This is a genomic window from Pseudomonas sp. 2725 (genome assembly GCF_050434585.1).
GTDB classification, from domain to species: domain Bacteria; phylum Pseudomonadota; class Gammaproteobacteria; order Pseudomonadales; family Pseudomonadaceae; genus Aquipseudomonas; species Aquipseudomonas jessenii.
The window spans coordinates 55,558-81,096 of record NZ_JBNDIV010000007.1 but is presented as its reverse complement, the minus strand read 5'-3'; the positions used below and the strand labels follow the sequence as shown (position 1 = coordinate 81,096).

The 25,539-nt window shown below is 59.3% G+C and carries 25 protein-coding genes; 12 read left to right on the top strand and 13 right to left on the bottom strand.

Annotation, left to right across the window (positions count from 1 at the left end; all coding sequences use genetic code 11):
* Positions 1-233: 233 nt before the first annotated feature.
* Entirely contained in the window at positions 234-2,684 is a 2,451-nt protein-coding gene (locus tag ABIE16_RS20500) for a glycogen/starch/alpha-glucan phosphorylase (protein WP_429521816.1), read from the bottom strand.
* Positions 2,685-2,939: 255 nt separating this feature from the next.
* Between ABIE16_RS20500 and ABIE16_RS20495 the strand changes: the two genes are divergently transcribed.
* Positions 2,940-3,377 carry a YkgJ family cysteine cluster protein gene (locus ABIE16_RS20495; protein WP_090452613.1) on the top strand — a complete coding sequence of 146 codons (438 nt, stop codon included), beginning with the start codon at positions 2,940-2,942 and terminating at the stop codon, positions 3,375-3,377.
* Positions 3,378-3,596: 219 nt separating this feature from the next.
* Here ABIE16_RS20495 and typA read toward each other — a convergent pair whose 3' ends face one another.
* Together typA and thiI are read right to left on the bottom strand one after the other, a co-directional pair.
* The gene (gene typA / locus ABIE16_RS20490; RefSeq protein WP_057712399.1) at positions 3,597-5,417 is read right to left on the bottom strand and encodes a translational GTPase TypA; all 1,821 of its coding nucleotides are present in this window, start codon (positions 5,415-5,417) and stop codon (positions 3,597-3,599) included.
* A 139-nt stretch (positions 5,418-5,556) separates the two neighbouring features.
* Positions 5,557-7,011, bottom strand: coding sequence for a tRNA uracil 4-sulfurtransferase ThiI (gene thiI / locus ABIE16_RS20485; RefSeq protein ID WP_057712400.1), 1,455 nt, complete (start codon positions 7,009-7,011; stop codon positions 5,557-5,559).
* Between the two features lie 328 nt (positions 7,012-7,339).
* On the opposite strand from thiI, the gene glnA reads away from it, so the two are divergent.
* From glnA to ntrC, 6 genes are all read left to right on the top strand, one after another.
* Positions 7,340-8,746, top strand: a complete 1,407-nt coding sequence (gene glnA / locus ABIE16_RS20480) for a type I glutamate--ammonia ligase (protein ID WP_008002929.1) — start codon at positions 7,340-7,342, stop codon at positions 8,744-8,746.
* 178 nt (positions 8,747-8,924) lie between these two features.
* Positions 8,925-9,347 carry a cupin domain-containing protein gene (locus tag ABIE16_RS20475; protein ID WP_429521815.1) on the top strand — a complete coding sequence of 141 codons (423 nt, stop codon included), beginning with the start codon at positions 8,925-8,927 and terminating at the stop codon, positions 9,345-9,347.
* Positions 9,348-9,372: 25 nt separating this feature from the next.
* Entirely contained in the window at positions 9,373-9,888 is a 516-nt protein-coding gene (locus tag ABIE16_RS20470) for a DUF4124 domain-containing protein (RefSeq protein WP_429521814.1), read from the top strand.
* Entirely contained in the window at positions 9,885-10,487 is a 603-nt protein-coding gene (locus ABIE16_RS20465) for a DUF4124 domain-containing protein (RefSeq protein WP_429521813.1), read from the top strand. The genes ABIE16_RS20470 and ABIE16_RS20465 overlap by 4 nt, the downstream gene beginning before the upstream one ends.
* Before the next feature lie 227 nt (positions 10,488-10,714).
* Positions 10,715-11,800 carry a nitrogen regulation protein NR(II) gene (gene glnL / locus ABIE16_RS20460; RefSeq protein ID WP_057712404.1) on the top strand — a complete coding sequence of 362 codons (1,086 nt, stop codon included), beginning with the start codon at positions 10,715-10,717 and terminating at the stop codon, positions 11,798-11,800.
* Positions 11,797-13,233: a nitrogen regulation protein NR(I) gene (gene ntrC / locus ABIE16_RS20455; RefSeq protein ID WP_046040882.1), complete on the top strand. Its 1,437-nt coding sequence runs from the start codon at positions 11,797-11,799 to the stop codon at positions 13,231-13,233. Before glnL ends, ntrC begins: the two co-directional genes overlap by 4 nt.
* A gap of 556 nt (positions 13,234-13,789) precedes the next feature.
* Here the strand turns inward: ntrC and ABIE16_RS20450 are convergent.
* The gene (locus ABIE16_RS20450) at positions 13,790-14,230 is read right to left on the bottom strand and encodes a hypothetical protein (RefSeq protein WP_429521812.1); all 441 of its coding nucleotides are present in this window, start codon (positions 14,228-14,230) and stop codon (positions 13,790-13,792) included.
* Between ABIE16_RS20450 and trmL the strand changes: the two genes are divergently transcribed.
* Complete coding sequence (trmL, locus tag ABIE16_RS20445; protein WP_090452600.1) at positions 14,229-14,684, top strand: tRNA (uridine(34)/cytosine(34)/5-carboxymethylaminomethyluridine(34)-2'-O)-methyltransferase TrmL; 456 nt, start codon at positions 14,229-14,231, stop codon at positions 14,682-14,684. The genes ABIE16_RS20450 and trmL overlap by 2 nt on opposite strands.
* A 116-nt stretch (positions 14,685-14,800) precedes the next feature.
* Here trmL and secB read toward each other — a convergent pair whose 3' ends face one another.
* Genes secB through ABIE16_RS20430 form a run of 3 tightly spaced genes read right to left on the bottom strand, consistent with a single transcriptional unit; the run spans position 14,801 to position 16,012 of the window.
* Positions 14,801-15,286 (bottom strand): protein-export chaperone SecB, encoded by a 486-nt coding sequence (gene secB, locus ABIE16_RS20440; RefSeq protein WP_057397192.1) that lies wholly within the window; start codon positions 15,284-15,286, stop codon positions 14,801-14,803.
* Positions 15,287-15,342: 56 nt separating this feature from the next.
* A complete protein-coding gene (gene grxC / locus ABIE16_RS20435; protein WP_008047737.1) occupies positions 15,343-15,597 on the bottom strand; it encodes a glutaredoxin 3 in 255 nt (84 codons plus the stop codon).
* 1 nt (position 15,598) lies between these two features.
* Complete coding sequence (locus ABIE16_RS20430) at positions 15,599-16,012, bottom strand: rhodanese-like domain-containing protein (RefSeq protein ID WP_008047735.1); 414 nt, start codon at positions 16,010-16,012, stop codon at positions 15,599-15,601.
* Between the two features lie 153 nt (positions 16,013-16,165).
* On the opposite strand from ABIE16_RS20430, the gene gpmI reads away from it, so the two are divergent.
* The 4 genes from gpmI to ABIE16_RS20410 all read left to right on the top strand — a co-directional run bounded on the left by gpmI (position 16,166) and on the right by ABIE16_RS20410 (position 21,376).
* The gene (gpmI, locus tag ABIE16_RS20425) at positions 16,166-17,695 is read left to right on the top strand and encodes a 2,3-bisphosphoglycerate-independent phosphoglycerate mutase (protein ID WP_429521811.1); all 1,530 of its coding nucleotides are present in this window, start codon (positions 16,166-16,168) and stop codon (positions 17,693-17,695) included.
* 253 nt (positions 17,696-17,948) lie between these two features.
* On the top strand, positions 17,949-19,244 hold the full coding sequence (locus ABIE16_RS20420; protein WP_429521810.1) for a murein hydrolase activator EnvC family protein: 1,296 nt from the start codon (positions 17,949-17,951) through the stop codon (positions 19,242-19,244).
* A gap of 34 nt (positions 19,245-19,278) precedes the next feature.
* A complete protein-coding gene (locus ABIE16_RS20415; protein WP_429521809.1) occupies positions 19,279-20,598 on the top strand; it encodes a S41 family peptidase in 1,320 nt (439 codons plus the stop codon).
* Position 20,599: 1 nt separating this feature from the next.
* The gene (locus ABIE16_RS20410) at positions 20,600-21,376 is read left to right on the top strand and encodes a divergent polysaccharide deacetylase family protein (protein ID WP_429521808.1); all 777 of its coding nucleotides are present in this window, start codon (positions 20,600-20,602) and stop codon (positions 21,374-21,376) included.
* Positions 21,377-21,524: 148 nt separating this feature from the next.
* Here ABIE16_RS20410 and ABIE16_RS20405 read toward each other — a convergent pair whose 3' ends face one another.
* The 6 genes from ABIE16_RS20405 to hisB form a co-directional block, all read right to left on the bottom strand.
* Positions 21,525-22,280, bottom strand: coding sequence for a substrate-binding periplasmic protein (locus ABIE16_RS20405; RefSeq protein ID WP_090452595.1), 756 nt, complete (start codon positions 22,278-22,280; stop codon positions 21,525-21,527).
* A gap of 78 nt (positions 22,281-22,358) precedes the next feature.
* Positions 22,359-23,129, bottom strand: coding sequence for an imidazole glycerol phosphate synthase subunit HisF (hisF, locus tag ABIE16_RS20400; RefSeq protein ID WP_007972752.1), 771 nt, complete (start codon positions 23,127-23,129; stop codon positions 22,359-22,361).
* 9 nt (positions 23,130-23,138) lie between these two features.
* A complete protein-coding gene (hisA, locus tag ABIE16_RS20395; RefSeq protein WP_027617356.1) occupies positions 23,139-23,876 on the bottom strand; it encodes a 1-(5-phosphoribosyl)-5-[(5-phosphoribosylamino)methylideneamino]imidazole-4-carboxamide isomerase in 738 nt (245 codons plus the stop codon).
* 42 nt (positions 23,877-23,918) lie between these two features.
* Positions 23,919-24,176 carry a DUF2164 domain-containing protein gene (locus tag ABIE16_RS20390; RefSeq protein WP_007989200.1) on the bottom strand — a complete coding sequence of 86 codons (258 nt, stop codon included), beginning with the start codon at positions 24,174-24,176 and terminating at the stop codon, positions 23,919-23,921.
* Positions 24,177-24,815, bottom strand: coding sequence for an imidazole glycerol phosphate synthase subunit HisH (gene hisH / locus ABIE16_RS20385; RefSeq protein WP_057712412.1), 639 nt, complete (start codon positions 24,813-24,815; stop codon positions 24,177-24,179).
* Positions 24,815-25,408, bottom strand: coding sequence for an imidazoleglycerol-phosphate dehydratase HisB (gene hisB / locus ABIE16_RS20380; RefSeq protein ID WP_003218037.1), 594 nt, complete (start codon positions 25,406-25,408; stop codon positions 24,815-24,817). Before hisB ends, hisH begins: the two co-directional genes overlap by 1 nt.
* Positions 25,409-25,539: the final 131 nt, after the last annotated feature.

Below are 25,539 nucleotides of genomic sequence, written 5' to 3'. Positions count from 1 at the left end.
TCAGTCTAGTGCGAAAACACCACAACCCCCTGTAGGAGCGAGCTTGCTCGCGATGAGGCCATAACATTCAGCATTAATGTTGAATGTCAGTGCGCTATCGCGAGCAAGCTCGCTCCCACAAGGGATTGTGGTGTGTTCAGAATCTGATCAACCCTGCCGCCCGGTAATCCAGCGCCTAGTATATCGACCCAGCCCGTCAACAACCGGGCCTTGCTCGCAGTTCTGGCTGAAAACTACTCCAGTGCCTTCCAGATTTCCGTGGCGTACTCGCGAATGGTCCGGTCCGACGAGAACCAGCCCATCCGCGCCGTGTTCAACACCGCCGAGCGCCACCACTCCTTCGAATCGTGCCAATGGGCTTCGACGCGCATCTGGGCGTGCCAGTAGGAATCGAAGTCGGCGCAGACCAGGAAGCGGTCGTAGTCCACCAGCGAATCGATCAATCCGGTGTAACGGGACGGATCGTCCGGCGAGAACACCCCACCACGAATCGCTTGCAGCACATCGTTCAGACGATGGGACGCGGCGATATCCGGCACCGCGCTGAACTCATGATTCTGTTTGCGCGCCTCCACCTGCTGCGCGCTGAGACCAAAGATAAACATGTGCTCGGTGCCGATGCGCTCGCTCATTTCCACGTTGGCCCCATCCAGGGTGCCGATAGTCAGCGCGCCGTTCAGGCCGAATTTCATGTTGCTGGTGCCAGAGGCTTCGAACCCGGCGGTGGAGATCTGCTCGGACAAATCCGCCGCCGGAATGATGCTCTCCGCCAGGCTGACGTTGTAGTTGGGCAGGAACACCACTTTGAGCAAGCCGCGCACGGTCGGGTCGTTGTTCACCACCCGGGCGATGTCGTTGGTCAGCTTGATGATCAGTTTGGCCTGGTGATAGCTCGCGGCTGCCTTGCCGGCGAAAATTTTCACCCGTGGCACCCAGTCGATTTCAGGCTCCGCGCGAATCGCCTGGTACAACGCCACGGTGTGCATCAGGTTGAGCAACTGCCGTTTGTACTCGTGGATTCGCTTGACCTGCACGTCGAACATCGCCGCCGGGTTGACCGCCACGCCCAGTCGCTCATGAATCAGGTACGCCAAGGCTTTCTTGCTGTGCAGGCGTTGCTCGGCAAACGCCTTGCGGAATGCACTTTTCTCGGCGAACGGTTCAAGGGCGAGCAAACGCTCTTCCGGGTTGTCCAGCACCTCGGGGCCAAGGGCATCGACCAGCATCGAGGTCAGCTCGGGGTTGGCCTGATACAACCAGCGGCGGAAGGTGATGCCGTTGGTTTTGTTGTTGATCCGCTCCGGGTAGAGCTTGTGCAGTTCGGAGAACACCGTTTGACGCATCAGCTGCGTATGCAGCCCGGACACACCGTTGATGCTGTGGGACCCGAGAAACGCCAGGTTGCCCATGCGCACCCGGCGACCGTTGTCTTCCTCGATCAGCGACACCGCGCGCAGTACGTCGAAGTCGTGAATGCCTTTGGCCCGCAGGGAGTCGATGTGGTGGGCGTTGATCAGGTAAATGATCTGCATGTGCCGCGGCAACATGCGTTCCATCAAGCCGACCGGCCAGGTTTCCAGCGCTTCGGGCAGCAATGTGTGGTTGGTGTAGGACAGCGTATCGACGGTGACATGCCACGCGGCATCCCACGCCACGTCATACACGTCGACCAGTTGCCGCATCAGTTCAGCCACGGCAATCGAGGGATGAGTGTCGTTGAGCTGGATAGAGGCGTGATCGCCCAGGGTCAGCACCGAGGTGTGCATGTTGCGATGGCGGCGCAGCAGATCCTGCAACGAGGCGGCGACGAAGAAGTACTCCTGGCGCAGGCGCAACTCCTGGCCGGCCTCGGTGCTGTCCGCCGGGTACAGCACCCGGGAGATGCTTTCGGCCCGGGCCACTTCGGCCACGGCGCCCAGGTGGTCGCCGGCGTTGAAACGCTCCAGGTGCAGATCTTCCATCGCCCGGGCACGCCACAGGCGCAGCGTGTTGACGCTCGCCCCGCGCCAGCCGACCACCGGCGTGTCGTAGGCAATCGCCCGCACGGTTTCCGCCGGGGACCAGACTTGTCGGGATTTGCCGGTGTCGTCGGTCAGGGTCTCGACACCGCCGCCGAAACCGATGGTGTAAGCCACTTCCGGCCGCTCGAACTCCCACGGGTTGCCGAAATCCAGCCAGTGTTCGGTCTGCTCCTGCTGCCAGCCATCGACAATCGCCTGGCGGAACAACCCGTGCTCATAGCGGATGCCGTAGCCATGACCGGCGATGCCGAGGGTCGACATGCTTTCCAGGAAACACGCCGCCAGACGCCCGAGGCCGCCGTTGCCCAGGGCCGCATCGGGCTCCAGCATGCGGATGCGCTCAAGGTCGACGCCGAGTTCGGTCAGGGCTTCGCGGGCCACGTCGAGCAGGCCGAGATTGCTCAGGCTGTCGAACAACAGCCGACCGATGAGAAATTCCAGGGAGAGGTAATAGACGCGCTTCTGACCTTTGCGGTAGATCTGCCGCGTGTGGTCCATCCAGTGCTCGACCATGTGATCCCGCGCGGCCAGGGCAATGGCTTCGAACCAGTCGTGGTCGAAGGCGTGATCCGGGTCTTTACCCACTGCATAAGTGAGTTTGGTCAAGACGGCGTCGCGGAATGCGGCCACCTCTGCTTCGCGAACAAGTGGTTCTTGAGTCATCGATAGGACCTCGAGCGAGCTTGGAGTTGTCTGAGCCTAGACGGTCTGACAGGCGGTAGAGGCTCTGGTTCGGCAGTTTTTCCTGTAAGGGCGAATCGGGTCGGCAATACATTGTCGTGTACCTGATTCAATGCAGGGGCCGTGCCGGATTAGCGGTTTATTGGCCGGCCGTGAAAAAATCTGGCGAAAGGTTGTTCAAAAATCCACCAGTCCCGGTATGATCGCGCGCCCTGATGCACACGCTGGTAACAAACGATGATGAAGCCGAACCTGATCGCTGCCGCAGAGATCGACCGCCTCGATACCTGGGCCAAGTACTCTGCCCCGATGTGCGGCTCGTGCATGTCCAGCTGCTGCACCCTGCCCGTCGAGGTCAAGATCAAGGATCTGATCCGCATCGGCGTGGTCGATGAGTTCGAGCTGGGTGATCCGCCGAAGAACATCGCCAAGCGCCTGCAAAAGGAAGGCTTGGTCGAACGCTTCAATCAGAAGTCAGGAATCTTTACCCTCCAGCGCATGAGCAACAACGATTGCCTGTACCTGGATCGTAAGAGCCGTCTGTGCACTATTTATGATAAGCGCCCGGATACTTGCCGCAATCACCCGAAAATCGGCCCGCGGCCGGGGTATTGCGCGTACAAGCCAAAAGAAGTGGAGCGCGAGCGGAGTTCGCGGAGTATCGAGCGGTTCTGATACTTCCTGAAATTTGCGGCGGCTGATCGGCCGCCATCGCGAGCAAGCTCGCTCCCACAGTGTTCGAGGTGAACCACAAATTGTGTGAACACCACAGACCCCCTGTGGGAGCGAGCTTGCTCGCGATGAGGCCCGAACAAACACCGCATAAATCCCAGACAAACAAAAACGCCCCCGGTCTCTCGACCGGGGGCGTTTTCGTTCAGCCAGGGCTAAATCTTATGCCTTGGCTTTCTTGGCAGCGCGGGTACGCTCGCTTTCGTCCAGGATCTTCTTGCGAAGACGGATGGACTTAGGAGTTACTTCACACAGCTCGTCGTCCTGGATGAATTCCAGAGCCTGTTCCAGGGTGAAGCGAACAGGTGGAACCAGAGCGATGGTTTCGTCTTTACCCGAAGCACGCATGTTGTCGAGCTTCTTGCCCTTGGTAGGGTTAACGCCCAGGTCGTTGTCACGGCTGTTCAGACCAACGATCTGACCGTTGTAGATTTCCTGACCGTGTTCTACGAACAGCTTGCCACGCGCCTGCAGGGTTTCCAGGGAGTAGGTCAGTGCCTTGCCGGTTTCAACCGAAACCAGAACGCCGTTCTGACGGCCGGACATGTCGCCGGACTTCATCACGTCGTAACGGTCGAAGATCGAGGTCAGGATGCCAGCACCGTTGGTCAGAGTCAGGAACTGGTTACGGAAACCGATCAGACCGCGAGCAGGGATGTTGTATTCCAGACGTACACGGCCCTTGCCATCCGGCACCATGTTGGTCAGGTCGCCCTTACGCAGGCCCATCTCTTCCATCACCTTGCCCTGGGATTCTTCCGGCAGGTCGATGGTGACGTTTTCGAACGGTTCGTGCTTCACGCCGTCAACCAGACGGATGATCACTTCCGGACGGCCTACAGCCATTTCGAAGCCTTCGCGACGCATGGTTTCGATCAGTACCGAGAGGTGCAGTTCGCCACGGCCGGAAACCTTGAACTTGTCAGCCGAGTCGCCTTCTTCAACGCGCAGTGCAACGTTGTACAGCAGCTCTTTGTCCAGACGTTCCTTGATGTTACGGGAAGTCACGAACTTGCCTTCTTTACCGCAGAATGGCGAGTCGTTTACCTGGAAGGTCATGGAAACGGTTGGCTCGTCGACGGTCAGCGGCTTCATCGCTTCGACCGTGTCCGGGTGGCACAGGGTGTCGGAGATGAACAGCGAGTCCATACCGCTGATGCACACGATATCGCCTGCTGCAGCTTCTTCAACGTCGATGCGGTGCAGACCGTGGTGACCCATCAGCTTCAGGATACGACCGTTACGCTTCTTGCCGTCGGCACCGATAGCCACAACCGGGGTGTTCGGCTTGACGCGACCACGAGCGATACGGCCAACACCGATAACACCCAGGAAGCTGTTGTAGTCCAGTGCGGAGATCTGCATCTGGAACGGACCTTCACGGTCAACAGCCGGCGCCGGTACGTTGTCGACGATCGACTGGTACAGCGGGGTCATGTCTTCAGCCATTTCGGTGTGGTCCAGACCGGCAATACCGTTCAGGGCCGAGGCGTAGACGACTTTGAAGTCCAGCTGTTCTTCGGTGGCACCCAGGTTGTCGAACAGGTCGAAGATCTGGTCCAGAACCCAGTCCGGACGCGCGCCTGGACGGTCAACCTTGTTGATGCACACGATCGGACGCAGGCCGGCTTCGAAAGCCTTCTTGGTCACGAAACGGGTTTGCGGCATAGGGCCGTCTTGAGCGTCAACCAGCAGCAGAACGGAGTCGACCATCGACATTACGCGTTCAACTTCGCCGCCGAAGTCGGCGTGGCCCGGGGTGTCCACGATGTTGATGTGGTAGCCGTTCCAGTTGATGGCGGTGTTTTTCGCCAGAATGGTAATACCGCGCTCTTTCTCCTGGTCGTTGGAGTCCATCACGCGCTCGTCGTTGAGCTCGTTGCGCTCCAGGGTGCCGGATTGACGCAGGAGTTTGTCTACCAGGGTGGTCTTACCATGGTCAACGTGGGCAATGATGGCGATGTTGCGTAGATTTTCGATCACTTGTGTATCTCGATCAGAGGATTCGGTGTGCTGACAAGTCTTGGCAGCGATTAACAGTAGCGTCCGTGAAAGCCGTTACAGCTTGACGGTGGCATCGGGGGGCCGGTGACGCAGGCCACAGGCAAACAGCCCCGGGCACTTAGCTCGGTCGATAAACGCGCACATTGGCATGCCCCTCACTGAGCAAATGGTGGGCATGCAGGCGACTCATCACGCCTTTGTCGCAATACAGCAGGTACTGGCGAGTAGGGTCCAGTTCCTTGAAACGAGCGTTCACTGCATAAAACGGCATCGTTTGTACCTCGATGCCAGCGAGATCCAGCGGGTCGTCTTCAGCGGCATCCGGGTGACGGATGTCGATGACGATCTGACCGGCCAGCGCTTCGCTGACTTCTTCAATCTGCAAGTCCTGGCCCAATTCATCGATCACGCGATCGATCGGCACCAGCTTGGCGTTTTCGAGCGCACGCTCGAGTACCGCCATATCGAATTCTTTCTCTTCATGCTCGACGCGATAGCGCTTGGCCGCGGTCTTCGGATTGACCGAGATGACGCCGCAGTATTCCGGCATGTGCCGGGCGAAATCGGCGGTGCCGATTTCGATTGCCGTGTCGATAATGTCCTGCTTGTGACTGGCGATCAGCGGGCGCAGTACCAGCTTTTCGGTCACGCAGTCGATCACTGACAGGTTCGGCAGCGTCTGGCTCGACACCTGGGAGATCGCCTCACCGGTGACCAGTGCGTCGATGTGCAGTCGATCGGCAATTTGGGAGGAAGCGCGCAACATCATACGCTTCAATACTACGCCCATATGACTGTTATCGACTTTGCCGAGAATTTCGCCCAGCACTTCTTCGAACGGCACACTGACAAATAGCACGCGTTGGGAGCTGCCGTACTTCTTCCAGATGAAATGCGCGACTTCCATGACGCCCAGTTCGTGGGCACGTCCGCCCAGATTGAAGAAGCAGAAATGCGCCATCAGGCCGCGGCGCATGATCTGGTAGGCCGCCACGGTGGAGTCGAAGCCACCGGACATCAGCACCAGGGTCTGCTCCAGCGCGCCCAGCGGATATCCGCCGATGCCGTTGTGCTGGCTGTGGATCACGAACAACCGTTGGTCGCGAACTTCGATCCGGACTTCGATTTCCGGCGCTTTCAGGTCGATCCCGGCGGCGCCGCACTCGCGACGCAGTTTGCTGCCGACGTATTTTTCGACGTCCATCGAGCTGAACGTGTGCTTGCCCGCACGCTTGCAGCGCACCGAGAAAATTTTCCCGGCCAGCGCATCGCCGTAGTGCTGCCTGCACTTTTCGGTGATGTCGTCGAAGTCGCCCAGCGGGTACTCGTCGATCTGCAGAAAGTGCGCGATGCCCGGCATGCAGGTCAGGCGTTCACCCATCTCTTTCAAGGCTTTCGGGTCGGTAACACGGGTTTCCAGCTCGAGATTGTCCCACACGCCGTTCACCACCACGGCCGGATCCAGATCACGGAGCACGGCGCGGATGTTTTTGGCCAACTGGCGGATAAATTTCGTCCGGACAGGTCGACTCTTGATGGTGATCTCGGGGAAGACTTTTACGATTAATTTCATGGAAACAGCGCGCGCATGGCCTGCCGAAAAAGGGGGGCGCGGATTATAGCGGAAATTGCTCAAGGTTTAACCAGTTAATGTGCAGAAGGTTTTGCATGCACCAAAACAGGTCATTTATTGGATATGGCGCCACATTACAGGGCGAGCTTTTCTGCTTTAAAGGGAAAAACGCCCTCTCAAGCGTGATTTTGGGGCAAAAAATCCATGCTGGGGCACTGGCATGCAATTTGCTCCCTTGTGAGGCAGGTTGCCTTGGCAGAGTATTCGCGCCGGCATCACAAACATTTAAGGGCATCCACTACCAGCCCTAATACACCCGGAGGACACTATGTCGAAGTCGGTTCAACTCATCAAAGATCATGACGTCAAGTGGATTGATCTGCGCTTCACGGACACCAAAGGCACTCAGCACCACGTGACCATGCCGGCTCGCGATGCGCTGGATGACGACTTCTTCGAAGTCGGCAAAATGTTCGACGGCTCCTCCATCGCCGGCTGGAAAGGCATCGAAGCCTCCGACATGATCCTGATGCCGGACGACTCCACCGCTGTTCTGGATCCGTTCACCGAAGAACCGACCCTGATCCTGGTCTGCGACATCATCGAGCCTTCGAGCATGCAAGGCTACGACCGCGACCCACGTGCGATCGCCAAGCGCGCCGAAGAGCACCTGAAAGCCACCGCTATCGGTGACACCGTATACGCAGGTCCTGAGCCAGAGTTCTTCATCTTTGACCAGGTGAAGTTCAAGTCCGACATTTCCGGCTCCATGTTCAAGATCTACTCCGAACAAGGTTCGTGGATGTCCGACCAGGACATCGAAGGCGGCAACAAAGGCCACCGTCCAGGCGTCAAAGGCGGCTATTTCCCGGTTCCGCCGTTCGACCACGACCACGAAATCCGTACCTCCATGTGCAACGCACTGGAAGAAATGGGCCTGACCGTCGAAGTTCACCACCACGAAGTGGCGACTGCCGGCCAGAACGAAATCGGCGTCAAGTTCAACACCCTGGTGAAGAAAGCCGACGAAACCCAAACCCTGAAGTACGTCGTGCACAACGTTGCCGATGCCTACGGCCGCACCGCGACCTTCATGCCTAAGCCTCTGTACGGCGACAACGGCTCGGGTATGCACGTACACATGTCCATCTGGAAAGATGGCAAGAACACCTTCGCTGGCGAAGGCTATGCCGGCCTGTCCGACACCGCCCTGTACTTCATCGGCGGCATCATCAAGCACGGTAAGGCCCTGAACGGCTTCACCAACCCGGCGACCAACTCCTACAAGCGTCTGGTTCCAGGCTTCGAAGCTCCAGTGATGCTGGCCTACTCGGCTCGCAACCGTTCCGCTTCGATCCGTATTCCTTACGTGTCGAGCCCGAAAGCCCGTCGTATCGAAGCACGCTTCCCGGATCCGGCTGCCAACCCGTACCTGTGCTTCGCCGCACTGTTGATGGCTGGCCTGGACGGCATCCAGAACAAGATCCACCCTGGCGACGCCGCTGACAAAAACCTGTACGACCTGCCGCCTGAAGAGGCCAAAGAGATCCCACAGGTTTGCGGCAGCCTGAAAGAAGCCCTGGAAGAGCTGGACAAAGGTCGTGCGTTCCTGACCAAAGGCGGCGTTTTCAGCGACGACTTCATCGACGCTTACATCGCCCTGAAAAGCGAAGAAGAAATCAAGGTACGTACCTTCGTACACCCACTGGAATACGAGCTGTACTACAGCTGCTGATCCGGTAGCGCCGCGGCACGCGGCGTGACAAAAAGAGGCCTCCTTCGGGAGGCCTTTTTTGTAGGCAACTTCCGACAATAAAGTTAGACATCTCTTCGGGCACACACAGCATCGTCCGGCATCAACCCATCTGAATGACTCGTAGGCTGTTCTCTACCTGCAATCAACGGATGGAATGATGAAAACTTTCCCACTCAAGACGCTACTGGCCGCTCTCACCGCCCTCGCCCTTCTAGGCTGCACCACAATTTCCCCATCGACAGACATCGAACGGGAAATCCTGCTTCAAAGCAGCAAGTCGTGGGACGGCACACCTTACATTCGCTACCCGGATGCCGTGCCCGAGCTGACAGTGCTCAAACTCACGATACCTGCCAATACCAAACTCCCCTGGCACACCCATCCCATTCCCAACGCGGGCTACATCCTCTCAGGCGAGCTAACGATCGAGGACAGGAACAGCGGCCAGACCAGACGCGTCAAACAAGGCGAAGCACTGGCCGAAATGGTCAATATCACTCATCGCGGAGTCACCGGCGATGGACCGGTAGAACTGGTTGTGTTCTATGCTGGCAGCGAAGGTATTCCATTGGCGGAGTAGTCTTTGCTTCACACAGGGAGTCCGAATGCGGCCACTTTTATTACTTCTACTGCTGTCCTTCATTTCTCCTGTGATGGCTCAAATCTACAAATACACCGATGCCGCCGGCAATACCGCCTACAGCAATCAACCGCCCGATGGCGTTGACGCCCGGGCGGTTGATTTGCCACCGATCAACAGCATCGAGCGTCAACCGCCCGTCGATCCTGCACAACCTCTGGCAGGCAATAACACCGAGCCGACCCACCGAGCCTACGAAAAACTGGAACTCACCGGCCTGCCCACCACAGAAGCGTTACGTGCCAACAATGGCACCTTCACGATTAACGTACTGATCAAACCGCGCCTGCAAGCCACCCACCTGTTACGCCTGCTGCTGGACGGTCAGCCCTACGGCCAGCCAGGCAATGTGCCGATCCTGCAACTGGTGAACATCGATCGCGGCGAACACCGCCTCGCCGTGCAAGTGATCGATGGCGAAAACGTTGTGCAGCAGGGCCCTGCGGTGACATTCACCGTACAGCGGGTGCACAAACCTTGAAGGTCTGGCTACTGATCGCCTGCCTGATCGCCCAGCCCGCCTCGGCAGAGGTCTTCATGTATGTCGATGCTCAGGGCAACCGGGTTTTCACCGACCAGCCAAAACCCGGCGACGCCCGGCGTGTACCGCTGACAAAGAGCAATCGAATAGCGGCCAACCCCACCAGCGCAGCACCGTTGATCGCCGAGAGCAGTCCTGAAGTACAGGCGCTGTTCCACTATGAGGTGCTGCGTATCCTGATCCCGGAACCCGACGCAACCATCCGCAGCAACACCGGCGAAGTCATTGTCAGCGCCACCAACGAACCGGCCCTGCAACCCGGTCACCACTACCGGTTGCTGCTCGACGGCCAGCCCACCGCCGAACCTGGCCTGAGCCCGGTGTTCCCGCTGAGCAACATCGATCGCGGCAGCCACACCCTGTCCGTGGAAATCCTCGACGAACAGGGGCGCATCGTCGAACGCACCGCCAACCAACCTTTCCACATGCAGAAGCGCAGGATCAAACCCTGCACTCTCGAAGACTACGGCCAGCGGCCGGAATGCCCGCTCAGCGACAGACCAGGCGAAGAAAAAAATCCTTTCTTGAGACTCTTTTAACCTCGTTCAGGCTTGCGCACTATATTGGTGCAATTGTTTGCACCGTACTCACACTCCAACCCATTTTGGTTCGAAAGTACCCGCGATAGCTGGCAGAACGCCACGTAAACGAGCGTCAAACGCCTGTTTCAGGCGCTGAACGCTTCTTTTCGGAGCCTTGGTTTGGTTTTTGCATTTTGCCCGTATCAGCATTTTTTTACGCACGCTCTGCCCTAAAAGAGGTCCCGATGACCATTAGCGACGCACTCCACCGTTTGCTACTCGACAACCTCACCACTGCCACCATCCTTCTCGACGCCGAACTGCGCCTCGAGTACATGAACCCGGCGGCAGAGATGCTGCTGGCCATCAGCGGTCAGCGCAGCCATGGGCAGTTCATCAGTGAGTTGTTTACCGAATCGACCGAAGCGCTGAACTCGTTGCGCCAGGCCGTCGAGCAGGCGCACCCGTTCACCAAGCGCGAAGCCATGCTCACCGCACTCACCGGCCAGACCCTGACCGTCGACTACGCGGTAACACCGATTCTGAGCAACGGCGACACGATGCTGCTGCTCGAAGTCCACCCCCGTGACCGCCTGCTGCGGATCACCAAAGAAGAAGCACAACTGTCGAAACAGGAAACCAGCAAGATGCTGGTGCGCGGCCTTGCCCATGAAATCAAGAACCCCTTGGGCGGGATTCGCGGCGCGGCACAATTGCTGGCCCGGGAACTGCCGGAAGAAAGCCTGCGCGACTACACCAACGTCATCATCGAAGAAGCCGACCGCCTGCGTAATCTGGTGGATCGCATGCTCGGCTCCAACAAGCTGCCGTCGCTGGCCATGTGCAATGTCCATGAAGTGCTTGAGCGTGTCTGCCATCTGGTGGAGGCTGAAAGCCAGGGTTGCATCACCTTGGTGCGCGACTACGATCCAAGCATCCCCGACGTCCTGATCGATCGCGAACAAATGATTCAGGCCGTGCTGAACATCGTGCGCAATGCGATGCAGGCCATCAGCAGCCAGAACGAACTGCGCCTGGGGCGAATCAGCCTGCGCACCCGCGCCATGCGCCAGTTCACCATCGGCCACGTGCGCCATCGTCTGGTGACCAAGATCGAAATCATCGACAACGGTCCGGGCATCCCGGCAGAACTTCAGGAAACCATTTTTTTCCCCATGGTCAGCGGTCGCCCGGACGGTACCGGGCTGGGCCTGGCCATTACCCAGAACATCATCAGCCAGCACCAGGGCCTGATCGAATGTGACAGCCACCCCGGCCACACCACCTTCTCGATCTTTCTGCCACTGGAACAAGGAGCCACATCGACATGAGCCGTAGTGAAACCGTGTGGATCGTCGATGACGACCGTTCTATCCGTTGGGTCCTGGAAAAAGCCTTGCAACAGGAAGGCATGACCACGCAAAGCTTCGACAGCGCCGATGGCGTGATGAGCCGTCTGGCGCGCCAGCAGCCGGATGTGATCATTTCCGACATCCGCATGCCCGGCGCCAGCGGTCTGGAGCTTCTGGCGCGGATTCGCGAACAGCACCCGCGGCTGCCAGTGATCATCATGACCGCGCACTCCGATCTGGACAGCGCTGTCGCGTCCTATCAGGGCGGCGCGTTCGAGTACCTGCCCAAGCCGTTCGACGTTGATGAAGCGGTTTCCCTGGTCAAGCGCGCCAACCAGCACGCTCAGGAACAACAAGGGCTGGAAGTTGCCCCGACCCTGACCCGCACCCCGGAAATCATCGGCGAAGCGCCGGCGATGCAGGAAGTGTTTCGCGCCATCGGACGCTTGAGCCACTCCAACATCACCGTGCTGATCAATGGTGAATCGGGTACCGGTAAAGAACTGGTGGCCCACGCGCTGCATCGCCACAGCCCGCGCGCCGCTTCGCCGTTCATTGCGCTGAACATGGCGGCGATCCCCAAAGACCTGATGGAATCCGAACTGTTCGGCCACGAGAAAGGCGCGTTCACAGGCGCGGCCAACCTGCGTCGCGGGCGTTTCGAGCAAGCCGACGGCGGTACGCTGTTCCTCGACGAAATCGGTGACATGCCCGCTGACACCCAGACCCGCTTGCTACGGGTACTGGCCGACGGCGAGTTCTACCGCGTCGGCGGTCACGTGCCGGTGAAGGTCGATGTGCGCATCATCGCCGCGACTCACCAGAATCTGGAAACCCTGGTGCACGCCGGGAAATTCCGTGAGGACTTGTTCCATCGCCTCAACGTGATCCGCATCCATATCCCGCGCCTGTCGGATCGCCGCGAAGATATCCCGACCCTGGCCAAGCACTTCCTCGGCCGCGCTGCCCAGGAACTGGCAGTCGAACCGAAGCTGCTGAAAAGCGAAACCGAGGAATACCTGAAGAACTTGCCATGGCCCGGCAACGTGCGGCAGTTGGAGAATACCTGCCGCTGGATCACGGTGATGGCTTCGGGTCGCGAAGTGCACATCGGCGACCTGCCGCCGGAGCTGCTGAGCCTGCCTCAGGACTCGGCGCCCGTGACCAACTGGGAACAGGCCCTGCGCCAGTGGGCCGACCAGGCGCTGGCCCGTGGTCAGTCAAGCCTGCTCGACAGCGCCGTACCGGCCTTCGAGCGGATCATGATCGAGACCGCCCTCAAGCACACCGCCGGTCGCCGCCGTGATGCCGCCGTCTTGCTGGGTTGGGGACGCAACACCCTGACCCGCAAGATCAAGGAATTGGGGATGAAGGTTGATGGCGGGGATGATGATGAGGGGGATGAGGGCTAAACAGCCTTTAGTACTTCGCTGATCTTTAGGCCCAATCGCGAGCAAGCTCGCTCCTACAGTGGATTTTCGGTGTTTTCACGATCGTGCAGACACCATCGAACCCTGTGGGAGCGAGCTTGCTCGCGATGCTTTTTGGGTTATCAGTGCACCGCCGCAATGCACCGTGAACCGCAATCGCGCACAACCACTGTCCTGAAACCTCGCCATAAAACCCGATACTACCCGCCACCCAAAAACACAAAAGCCCCGGATCTCGGGGCTTTCAGCGCTTCAAAGCGATTTTTTGTTCCAAGCTGTTAAAACCTGGCATGCCCCCTGCAATAACCCTTTCAAGTGAATCAGTTCACCTACCCGGTTTCGGGGACCTTGGTACAGGCAGGCCGGGGATTCCCCTCTTTACATCGGGCTCACACCGCACCCGCGACGAGCCCAGCCGTTTTGGGGCCCTTGATACAGGCAGGTCAGGGGTTCCTTCTTTACACCAGGCTCACACCGCACTCGCGACGAGCCTCCCGTTTCGGGGACCTTGGTACAGGCAGGCCGGGGATTCCCTCTTTTATTGCTCCCGGAGACGGATCTCCAGCCGCCAGCGGTCATCAACCTCGCTACCGACCCATTCGCCCCGCAGGGGCCGGGCCGCTACCAGTGTCAGCAACAACCCCCCATCGCTCAAACGTACCCGCCAGTTCACGTCCTTGCCGCCGAGCTTGAGCTGACCTTTCTGCGCCTTGCCCTCGGCGCCAAACAGCAGCGCGACACTGCCGTCCACAATTTCGCCGTGGGTCTTGGGTTCATTGTTGAACCACACCACCAGCCCGTCGTTCGTCACTTCCACCTGCTGCAGCTGACTGGGGTCTGGCGTGGTCAGGCGACCGATCATCATCCCGACCATCACCCCGACAATCGCCAGCGAGCCCATTACCCGCAGGAATAGTTTCGAACGCACGCCTTCTGGCGGCGTAGAATGCGCGTCATCTTTGCCTTCGGAGCCGTGCATGTTTCACGTCATCCTTTTCCAACCAGAAATTCCGCCGAATACCGGCAACGTTATCAGGCTGTGCGCCAACAGTGGCTGCCACCTGCATTTGATCGAACCGCTGGGCTTCGAGATGGACGACAAGCGCCTGCGCCGGGCCGGCCTCGATTACCACGAGTATGCCACCCTGCAACGCCACGCGGACCTTGCCAGCTGCCTGGAGAGCCTCGGCCATCCACGACTGTTCGCCTTCACCACCAAGGGTTCGCGGCCGTTCCACGATGCCAGCTTCGCCCCGGGCGACGCATTCCTGTTCGGCCCGGAAAGCCGTGGCTTGCCCGCCGAAGTGCTGGATGCCCTGCCCGGCGAGCAACGCCTGCGCCTGCCGATGCGCGAGGGCTGCCGCAGCCTGAATCTGTCCAATACCGTGGCGGTGGCCGTTTACGAAGCCTGGCGTCAGAACGACTTCAAGTAACCCCCAAAAAAATGTGGGAGCGAGCTTGCTCGCGATGGCGGTGCATCAGTCAACATTGATGTTGAAGCTGGTGACCTCATCGCGAGCAAGCTCGCTCCCACAGTATTGAAACGCTTTTACTGAACGGTCGGAGTCTCGCCAGCAGCCTGCATGCGTTGCAGCTCTTGCGCATACAGCGCATCGAAGTTCACCGGAGCCAGCATCAGTGCCGGGAACGAACCGCGGGTCACCAGGCTATCCAGGGTTTCGCGAGCGTACGGGAACAGGATGTTCGGGCAGAACGCACCCAGGGTGTGGCTCATCGAAGCGTCATCCAGGTTCTTGATCAGGAAGATCCCGGCCTGTTGCACTTCAGCGATGAACGCCACTTCGTCACCGTTTTTCACGGTAACCGACAGGGTCAGCACGACTTCGTGGAAGTCGGCTTCCAGCGTCTTCTGACGGGTGTTCAGATCCAGAGCGACGCTCGGCTCCCACTGCTGGCGGAAGATCGCCGGGCTTTTCGGAGCTTCGAAGGACAGGTCACGCACATAAATGCGCTGCAAGGAGAATTGCGGTGCAGTTTCTTCTTCGTTCGCAGCAGTGTTCTGTTGGTCAGTCATCGCAGATCCTTCTTGATCCAGGGTTCTTTTAGGTTTGCTTGTTTGGGGTATTGCCGTCAGGCCCTGAGCAGCGCGTCGAGCTTGCCGGCACGCTCCAGGGCGAACAGATCATCACAACCGCCCACGTGGGTGCTGCCGATCCAGATTTGCGGCACGGACGTACGCCCGGCCTTCTGGGCCATCGCAGCGCGCACCTGCGGCTTGCCATCGACCTTGATCTCTTCGAAGGCCACACCTTTGTTCTCGAGCAGATACTTGGCTCGCGAGCAGTAAGGGCAGTAATCGCTGGAATAGACGACGACGCTACTCATATCACTTCACCAGCGGCAGATTGTCGGCTTTCCAGCTGGAGATACCGCCGGACAGCTTGGCGGCGGTGAAGCCGGATTTCATCAATTCGCGGGCGTGGGTGCCGGCGGTCTGGCCCATGGCGTCGACCAGGATGATGGTCTTGGCCTTGTGCTTTTCCAGCTCACCTACACGAGCGGTCAGTTTGTCCTGAGGGATGTTCAGCGCGCCGACAATGTGACCGGCGGCGAAATCCTTGGTCGGACGAATGTCGATCACTACGCCTGCGTCCTTGTTGACCAGCCCGGTCAGTTCGCCGGTGCTCAGGCTACGGCCGCCGCCCTGCATTTGATAGGCAATCAGCAACGCCAGCAGTACGACGAAGATACCGACGAGAATGTAGTGATTAGTGGCAAATTGAATCAGGTTAGCAACCATCGAAGGAGGTTCCAGGGCGTTAAAATGTCGGCCAGTATACACAGCCACTATGGTGGGCCAAACCCCGTCCGGCGGTGACGCGGCCGGAACTTCGCTTTAAACTGCCACTCCCTTTTCCATTGCTCCTTTTTATCTCAGCCACGAGTGGATTCCATGACTACCACGCCTAAACCTTTGGTCCTGATGATTCTCGACGGCTTCGGTCACAGTGACAGCCCTGAATCCAACGCTATCTTCGCCGCGAAGAAGCCCGTACTGGACCGCCTGTGGGCCACCGTGCCGAACGGCCTGATCTCGGGCAGCGGCATGGACGTCGGCCTGCCGGACGGCCAGATGGGCAACTCCGAAGTCGGCCACATGAACCTGGGTGCAGGCCGCGTGGTGTATCAGGACTTCACTCGCGTCACCAAATCGATCCGCGACGGCGAGTTCTTCGAGAATCCGACCATCTGCGCTGCCGTGGACAAAGCGGTCGCCGCCGGCAAAGCCGTGCACTTCATGGGCCTGCTGTCCGATGGCGGCGTACACAGCCACCAGGATCACCTGGTTGCCATGGCCGAACTGGCCTTCAAGCGCGGCGCTCAAAACATCTACCTGCACGCTTTCCTCGATGGCCGCGATACTCCGCCGAAAAGCGCGCAGTCGTCGATCGAACTGCTCGACGCGACCTTCCAGGCCCTGGGCAAAGGCCGGATCGCCAGCATCATCGGCCGCTACTACGCCATGGACCGCGACAACCGTTGGGACCGCGTGTCCCAGGCCTACAACCTGATTGTCGATGGCCAGGGCGAATTCAACGCCGCCACCGCCCAGGAAGGCCTGCAGGCGGCATACGAACGTGGCGAGAGCGACGAATTCGTCAAGGCCACCTCCATCGGTGAGCCGGTAAAAGTCGAAGACGGTGATGCCGTGGTGTTCATGAACTTCCGCGCCGACCGTGCCCGCGAGCTGACCCGCGTGTTCGTCGAAGACAACTTCAGTGAGTTCGAGCGCGCCCGCCAGCCGAAACTGGCCGGTTTCGTCATGCTGACCCAATACGCCGCCAGCATTCCTGCGCCGTCGGCTTTCGCGGCCGGCAGCCTGGAAAACGTACTGGGCGATTACCTGGCGAAAAACGGCAAGACCCAACTGCGCATCGCCGAAACCGAAAAATATGCCCACGTGACCTTCTTCTTCTCCGGCGGCCGCGAAGAACCGTTCCCGGGCGAAGAACGCATCCTGATTCCGTCGCCAAAAGTCGCCACCTATGACTTGCAGCCGGAAATGAGCGCACCGGAAGTCACCGACCGCATCGTCGACGCCATCGAAAACCAGCGTTACGACGTGATCGTGGTCAACTACGCCAACGGCGACATGGTTGGCCACAGCGGCGTGTTCGAAGCGGCGGTCAAGGCCGTTGAATGCCTGGACCTGTGCGTGGGTCGCATCGTCGATGCCTTGGAAAAAGTCGGCGGCGAAGCCTTGATCACCGCTGACCATGGCAACGTCGAGCAAATGTCCGATGAAACCACCGGCCAGGCGCACACTGCGCACACCACCGAGCCGGTACCGTTCATCTATGTCGGCAAGCGCGACCTGAAGGTGCGCGAAGGCGGCGTGCTGGCGGACGTGGCGCCGACCATGCTGAAGTTGCTGGGCCTTGAGCAACCGGCGGAAATGACCGGGACTTCGATTCTGGTGTAACCGGGATATCCCGAACACTGAAAAACCCTGTGGGAGCGAGCTTGCTCGCGATAGCAATCTGACAGCCAACATCTATGTTGAATGATCGGACGCCATCGCGAGCAAGCTCGCTCCCACAATGGTTTATGGAGTTTTCGAAATGGAATTCAGTCTGTCGCTCGCTCCAGTCATCACACAGTCAGAAATGGGCATTTTTTTTGCTGCCCATGGCGGGCATACTAGGCCGTCCCTTTCCCTGGTGCCGCCCGCCCCTATGCTTCGCGTCCTGATAGCCCTAGCTCTGACATGCCTGCTCCAACCGGCCTTTGCTGACGAGCGCGCAGATACCCAACAACAGTTGGACGCCACGCGTCAGGACATTGCCGAGCTGAAGAAGCTGCTGGGCAAGCTGCAGGAAGAAAAGTCCGGTGTGCAGAAAGAGCTCAAGGGCACCGAAACCGAAATTGGCAAGCTCGAGAAGCAGGTCGAAGCCCTGCAAAAAGAGCTGAAGAAAAGCGAAGCCGAGCTGCAGCGACTCGATGCAGAGAAAAAAAAACTCCAGAGCGCGCGCATTGAACAGCAACGACTGATCGCCATTCAGGCCCGGGCGGCCTACCAGAACGGTCGCCAGGAATACCTCAAGCTGCTGCTCAACCAGCAGAATCCTGAAAGATTTGCCCGTACCCTCACCTATTACGATTACCTGAGCCAGGCTCGCCTGGAGCAGTTGAAGAATTTCAACGAAACCCTGCGCCAACTGTCCAATGTCGAGAAAGACATCGCCATGCAGCAGGCGCAACTGCTGGTGCAGCAAAGCAGCCTCGACACCCAGCGTGATGAGCTCGAGAAAGTCCGCAAGGAGCGCCAGCAAGTCCTGGCCAAGCTCAATGACGACGTAAAGGCCCGCGATCAGAAACTGGCGGCGCGCGAGCAGGATCAGGCAGACCTGTCTAAAGTCCTTAAAACCATTGAAGAAACTCTGGCACGCCAGGCCCGTGAGGCAGAAGAAGCGCGACAAAAAGCGCTGATTGCCCAGCAGGAAGCCGAAAAAAAGCGTTTACGTGAGGCCCAGGCGCAGGCAGATGCCAGCGACGATGCCCCACGCAAACCGGTCAGATCGACACCTGGCGCACTGGTTTCCAGTTCCGGCGAAACCTTTGGCGGTCCGTTTGCGTCAACCCGCGGCAAACTTCCCTGGCCTGTCGATGGTCGACTGCTGGCGCGCTACGGTGAAAGCCGAGGCGACGATGCCCGGACCAAGTGGGATGGCGTGATGATCGGCGCGTCTGCCGGCAGTGCGGTGCGTGCCGTACACGGTGGTCGCGTGGTGTTCGCCGACTGGTTGCGCGGCGCCGGGCTGCTGGTGATCCTCGACCACGGCAATGGTTATTTGAGTCTGTACGGTCACAACCAGACGCTGCTCAAGTCTGCCGGTGACGTTGTAAAAGCCGGTGAGCCTATTTCCACTGTCGGTAGCAGTGGCGGGCAGGACACACCAGCGCTGTATTTCGCAATTCGTCAGCAGGGTCACCCGAGTGACCCTGCGCAATGGTGCCACGCGCAAGGATAGGCGTAGAGTCACCTACATTAGGAGTTCGTTCGACATGCTGCATTTGTCCCGCCTTACCTCGCTGGCCCTGACGATCGCCCTGGTGATCGGCGCGCCTCTGGCGTTTGCCGCTCAACCAGCGCCGGTGGTTGCGCCTGCGGGCACTGCCGCGACCACCAAGGCGCCGCTGCCGCTGGATGAGTTGCGCACCTTTGCCGAGGTGATGGACCGGATCAAGGCCGCTTATGTCGAACCGGTGGACGACAAGACCCTGCTGGAAAACGCCATCAAGGGCATGCTCAGCAACCTCGATCCGCATTCCGCCTACCTGGGCCCTGAAGATTTCGCCGAGCTGCAGGAAAGCACCAGCGGTGAATTCGGTGGCCTGGGCATTGAAGTCGGCGCCGAAGACGGCTTCATCAAGGTGGTGTCGCCGATTGACGACACTCCGGCCTCCAAGGCCGGCATTCAGGCCGGCGACTTCATCGTCAAGATCGACGGCCAGCCGACTCGCGGCCAGAGCATGACCGAAGCCGTGGACAAGATGCGCGGCAAGATCGGCCAGAAAATCACCCTGACTCTGGTGCGCGATGGCGGCACGCCGTTCGACGTGACCCTGACCCGCGCCGTCATCCAGGTCAAGAGCGTGAAGAGCCAGTTGCTGGAATCGGGCTACGGCTACATCCGCATCACCCAGTTCCAGGTCAAGACCGGTGAAGAGGTTTCCAAAGCCCTGGCCAAGCTGCGCAAAGACAACGGCAAGAAGCTCAAGGGCATCATTCTCGACCTGCGCAACAACCCGGGCGGGGTGTTGCAGGCGGCGGTGGAAGTGGTCGACCACTTCATCACCAAGGGCCTGATCGTTTACACCAAGGGCCGTATCGCCAACTCCGAGCTGCGTTTCTCTGCCACCGGCAAGGACGAAAGCGAAGCCGTGCCAATGGTCGTGTTGATCAACGGCGGCAGCGCCTCGGCTTCGGAAATTGTCGCCGGCGCCCTGCAGGACCAGAAACGCGCCGTGCTGATGGGCACCACCAGTTTCGGCAAGGGCTCGGTGCAAACCGTGCTGCCGCTGAACAATGAACGCGCATTGAAGATCACCACAGCGTTGTATTACACGCCGAACGGCCGCTCCATCCAGGCCCAGGGCATCGTCCCGGACATCGAAGTGCGCAAGGCCAAGATCACCAGCGAGCAGGACAGCGATTACTTCAAGGAAGCGGACTTGCAGGGTCACCTGGGCAACGGCAACGGCGGTGTCGACAAACCGACCAGTTCCAGCGGCAAAGCCAAGCCGATGCCGCAGGACGATGATTACCAACTGGCCCAGGCCCTGAGCCTGCTCAAAGGGCTGAGCATCACGTCCGGCCGTTGAGATGTTTCTGCGGTTACTGATCGGTCTGCTGTGTTGTCTGGCGGGTGTTGTTCATGCAGAACCCACCGGATCGACGCCCCACAAAGCCTACCTGAGCCTGATCATCGATGACCTGGGGCAGAACCTGCCCCGGGATCGCCGCGTGCTGGCCCTGCCCGGCCCGATGACTGCGGCGATCATGCCCGATACACCCCACGCCACCGAGTTCGCCCGCGAAGCCCATCGCGCCGGCAAGATCGTCATTCTGCACATGCCCATGGATCCGGCCACCGGACCGTTCGCCTGGCATCCCGAACTGCCCGTCGATGAGCTGGAAAAACGCCTGAACGCCGCGTTCAAAATGGTCCCGTACACCAGCGGCATCAACAACCACATGGGCAGCCGCATGACCGCACAACCAACGGCCATGGCCTGGCTGATGGCGACCTTGCAGCGACGGCACAAGTTCTTCGTCGACAGCCGCACCAGCGCCCAGACCGTAGCCGCTGCCCAAGCGCAGAAGATCGGTTTGGCGAGCGTTTCACGGGATGTATTTCTCGACGATGAGCGTACCGAAGCAGCGATTTTGACCCAGTTGCAGACCGCGATCAGCCTCGCGCACAAGCAGGGTTCGGCGGTGATGATCGGGCATCCGTATCCACAGACGCTGGCGGTACTGGAACGCGAACTGCCCAAGCTCAAGGCTCAGGGGATCGAGTGGATTGATATCCGGCAGATGATCAGTGTGCGCGGAAACCGGGCGACGGAGGCGCATGGCAAGGATGGGGTGTACCGCTGAGTCTGCGGCACCACAAAACTACTGTGGGAGCGAGCTTGCTCGCGATGGCGCCATCAAATTCAACATCTCTATCGACTGGCAGGCCGTCATCGCGAGCAAGCTCGCTCCCACAGTGGTCCGGGCATGGCTAAAGGGTTGGTATTGAATCCTACAGATACTGCGCCATTATCTCGTCCACCCGACCTTCCTTGCGCATCTGATCCAGCGCCGCCTGGAGCTTGGCAACCGTCTCGTCCGGCACGTCCTTGTTCAGTGCCAGGTACAGTTCGGCACTGTTGAAACGCAATACGGTTTTCAACCCGTTAACCCCTTCCTGGCGCGCCAAATAGCGCCCGGCCGGGTCACCAGTGGCCCACAGGTCGATCTGCCCGTTGACCAGTTTTTTCGCGTTGTCCTGGTCGCGCAGTACAACAATCGGATTGAGTCCCTGCTTGGCCAGCGTCTCGGCAATGGCGTCGCCCTTGTAGGCGCCGATCTTGTATTTGCGCGCATCATTCAAGGTTTCGAGGGTGATCTTGCTGTCAGCCTTGGCCAGCATGATCCAGTCGTCCGGGCCAATCGGGCCGACCCATTTGAAGAGTTTTTCGCGATCGGGCAAGCGCGCCATGACGAATACGCCGTAACCGGGTTTTTCCAGGGTGAGTTTGTAGATTCGCTCCCAAGGGAAACGCAGCGTCAGGCTGTAGGTGATGTCGGCGCGCTTGAATATCTCGCGGACGATATCGGTGGCGATGCCATCGATGTTCTCGTCCTGAGCGAAGTTCTTGCCGTTCTTCGCCATGTTGTACGGCGGGAAGTTTTCCGTCAGCAACACCAGGTCGGTATCGGGACTGTCTTTAGCGTTTGCTCCATTGATCAACAACAGAGAAGCGCTGGCAAGGACGAGAAGAAAGCGTTTAAGCATGTCTGGCTACCGAAATCCATGGCGTACCCAAGAGTGCCTTGGGTACGCCATGGTGTCCACTGGCCTGTACCGGTTTGTTTAACGCATCACGATTCCGCGATGGGCCATATAGGCCTTGGCTTCCTGCACGGTGTATTCGCCGAAGTGGAAAATACTCGCCGCCAGTACCGCGCTGGCGTGGCCTTCGATAATGCCGTCGGCCAGGTGTTGCAGGTTACCGACACCGCCAGAGGCGATCACCGGAATGCCCAGTGCATCACTGATGGCGCGGGTGACGCCCAGGTCAAAGCCGTTTTTCATGCCGTCCTGATCCATGCTGGTCAGCAGGATTTCGCCGGCGCCCAGGCCTTCCATTTTCTTCGCCCATTCAACGGCGTCGAGACCGGTTGGTTTGCGACCGCCATGGGTGAAGATTTCCCAGCGCGGGGTTTCGCCCGGTCCGGAAACCTTCTTCGCGTCGATAGCCACCACGATGCATTGCGAACCGAAATGCTGCGCGGCTTCGCCGACAAATTCCGGATTGAACACTGCGGCGGTGTTTATCGAGACCTTGTCCGCGCCGGCATTGAGCAGGTTGCGGATGTCCTGCACGGTGCGCACGCCGCCGCCCACGGTCAGCGGGATGAACACCTGGCTGGCCATGCGCTCGACGGTGTGCAGCGTGGTGTCGCGGCCATCGACGCTGGCGGTGATGTCGAGAAAGGTAATCTCGTCGGCGCCCTGCTCGTCGTAGCGACGAGCAATTTCCACCGGGTCACCGGCGTCGCGGATGTTTTCGAATTTCACACCCTTGACCACCCGGCCGTTGTCCACGTCCAGGCAAGGGATGATGCGTTTGGCCAGCGCCATGATCAGTCCTCAGCCTTTGTACGAATCGCAGAAAGCTTGCGCTTCAGCGACATCGAGGGTGCCTTCGTAGATCGCACGGCCTGTGATCGCACCGATGATGCCTGGCGCCTTGGCGTCGAGCAGGGTCTTGATGTCACCCAGGTTGTGGATACCGCCGGAAGCGATCACCGGGATCTTTGTTGCAGCAGCCAGTGCCGCGGTGAACGGTACGTTGCAGCCCTGCATCATGCCGTCTTTGGCGATGTCGGTATAAACGATCGAAGACACGCCGTCGGCTTCGAACTGCTTGGCCAGGTCGATCACCTGGATGGTGCTGATTTCAGCCCAGCCGTCAGTGGCGACAAAACCGTCTTTGGCATCCAGACCCACGATGATTTTGCCCGGGAACGCGCGGCAGGCTTCTGCAACAAAGGCCGGATCTTTCACGGCCTTGGTGCCGATGATCACGTAGCTCACGCCCGCTTTCACGTAGTGTTCGATGGTTTCCAGGGAGCGGATACCGCCGCCGATCTGGATCGGCAGGTTCGGATAACGCTTGGCGATGGCAGTGACCACTTCGCCGTTGACCGGCTGGCCTTCGAAGGCGCCGTTCAGGTCGACCAGATGCAGACGACGGCAACCGCCCTCCACCCACTTGGCAGCCATGCTCACCGGGTCATCGGAGAACACTGTGGAATCTTCCATGCGGCCCTGGCGCAGACGAACACAGGCACCGTCTTTAAGATCGATAGCGGGAATAATCAGCATCTGGCAAACCTTCAAATTCGAATGTTCAGCTTGGCTCGGAAATCAGTTTTTCTCGAGCGCCCACAGGTCGCTTTCGATGCTTTCGAACCTCTCTTTGAGGTGCGCCTGCACATCGAAAATCGCCCTGTTGTAATAGTGCGGAGCAATTTCACGGGTAAACAGCTCAAGAATCTCCGCCGCCTCGAACGAGCCGAGGTCGAGTTCGAAGCGGTCTTCCATGAAACGCTTGATCTTGCGATTGGCCTCGCTCTCCTGTTCGGGAGTGAGGGTCAGAATCGGCGGCTTCTTCTTGACGGCCATTTACCAGCGACCGTCCCACGCGGCGAAGTTCTGCAGCAACTGCAGGCCATGGGTATGGCTTTTCTCCGGGTGGAACTGCACGGCGAAACGCGAACCTTCGGCCAGCGCCGCGGCGAAATCGACACCGTAGTGACCGCCACCCACCACCTGCCGCGCGTTGGCGGCAGCGATGTAGTAGCTGTGCACGAAGTAGAACCGCGCCAGGTCCGGAATGTCGTGCCACAGCGGGTGACTGACCTTCTGCTTCACTTCGTTCCAGCCCATGTGCGGGACTTTCAGGTGTTCGCCGTCTTCATGCAGGTCTTTGCCGAAGAACTTGACCGCGCCCGGGAACAGGCCGATGCAGTCGACACCATCGTTCTCTTCGCTGGTGTCGAGCAAGGCTTGCATGCCCACGCAGATGCCAAGGAACGGCCGGTCCTGGCTGACTTCACGCACCAGCGAATCGAAGCCGAGGCGACGGATCTCCGCCATGCAATCGCGAATCGCGCCGACGCCGGGGAAAACCACCCGGTCGGCTTCGCGAATCACGTTGGCATCACTGGTGATCAGCACCTTGCCGGCACCGACGTGCTCGAGGGCCTTGGCCACCGAGTGCAGGTTGCCCATGCCGTAATCGATAACCGCGACTGTCTGCATTACAGGACGCCCTTGGTCGATGGCATTTGCCCGGCCATGCGGTCATCGAGCTCGACGGCCATGCGCAGAGCGCGGCCGAAAGCCTTGAACACGGTTTCGATCTGGTGGTGGGTGTTGGTGCCACGCAGGTTGTCGATGTGCAGGCTGACCAATGCATGGTTGACGAAGCCCTGGAAGAATTCCTGGAACAGGTCAACGTCGAAGCCGCCGACGGTGGCGCGGGTGTACGGAACATGCATCTGCAGGCCTGGACGGCCGGAGAAGTCGATCACAACCCGCGACAGCGCTTCATCGAGCGGCACGTAGGCGTGGCCGTAGCGACGGATGCCTTTTTTGTCGCCGATGGCTTTGGCAAACGCCTGGCCGAGGGTGATACCGACGTCTTCCACCGTGTGGTGGTCATCGATATGCAGGTCGCCCTTGCTGACAATATCCAGGTCGATCAGCCCGTGACGGGCGATCTGGTCCAGCATGTGCTCAAGAAAAGGAACACCGATATCGAATCGGGCCTTTCCGGTGCCATCGAGGTTGATCGAGGCTTTGATCTGGGTTTCCAGAGTGTCGCGCTCGACAGACGCCTTACGTTCGGCCATCACCAGCTCCGCAAAATCATTGGGCGAAAAAGGCAGCCATTATAGGCGTGCGGGGCCGAAACAGAAACACGAGAGGTGATATCGCTGACGGAATGAATTCGGGGGTGCCGTCGATGTACATGTCCATACAA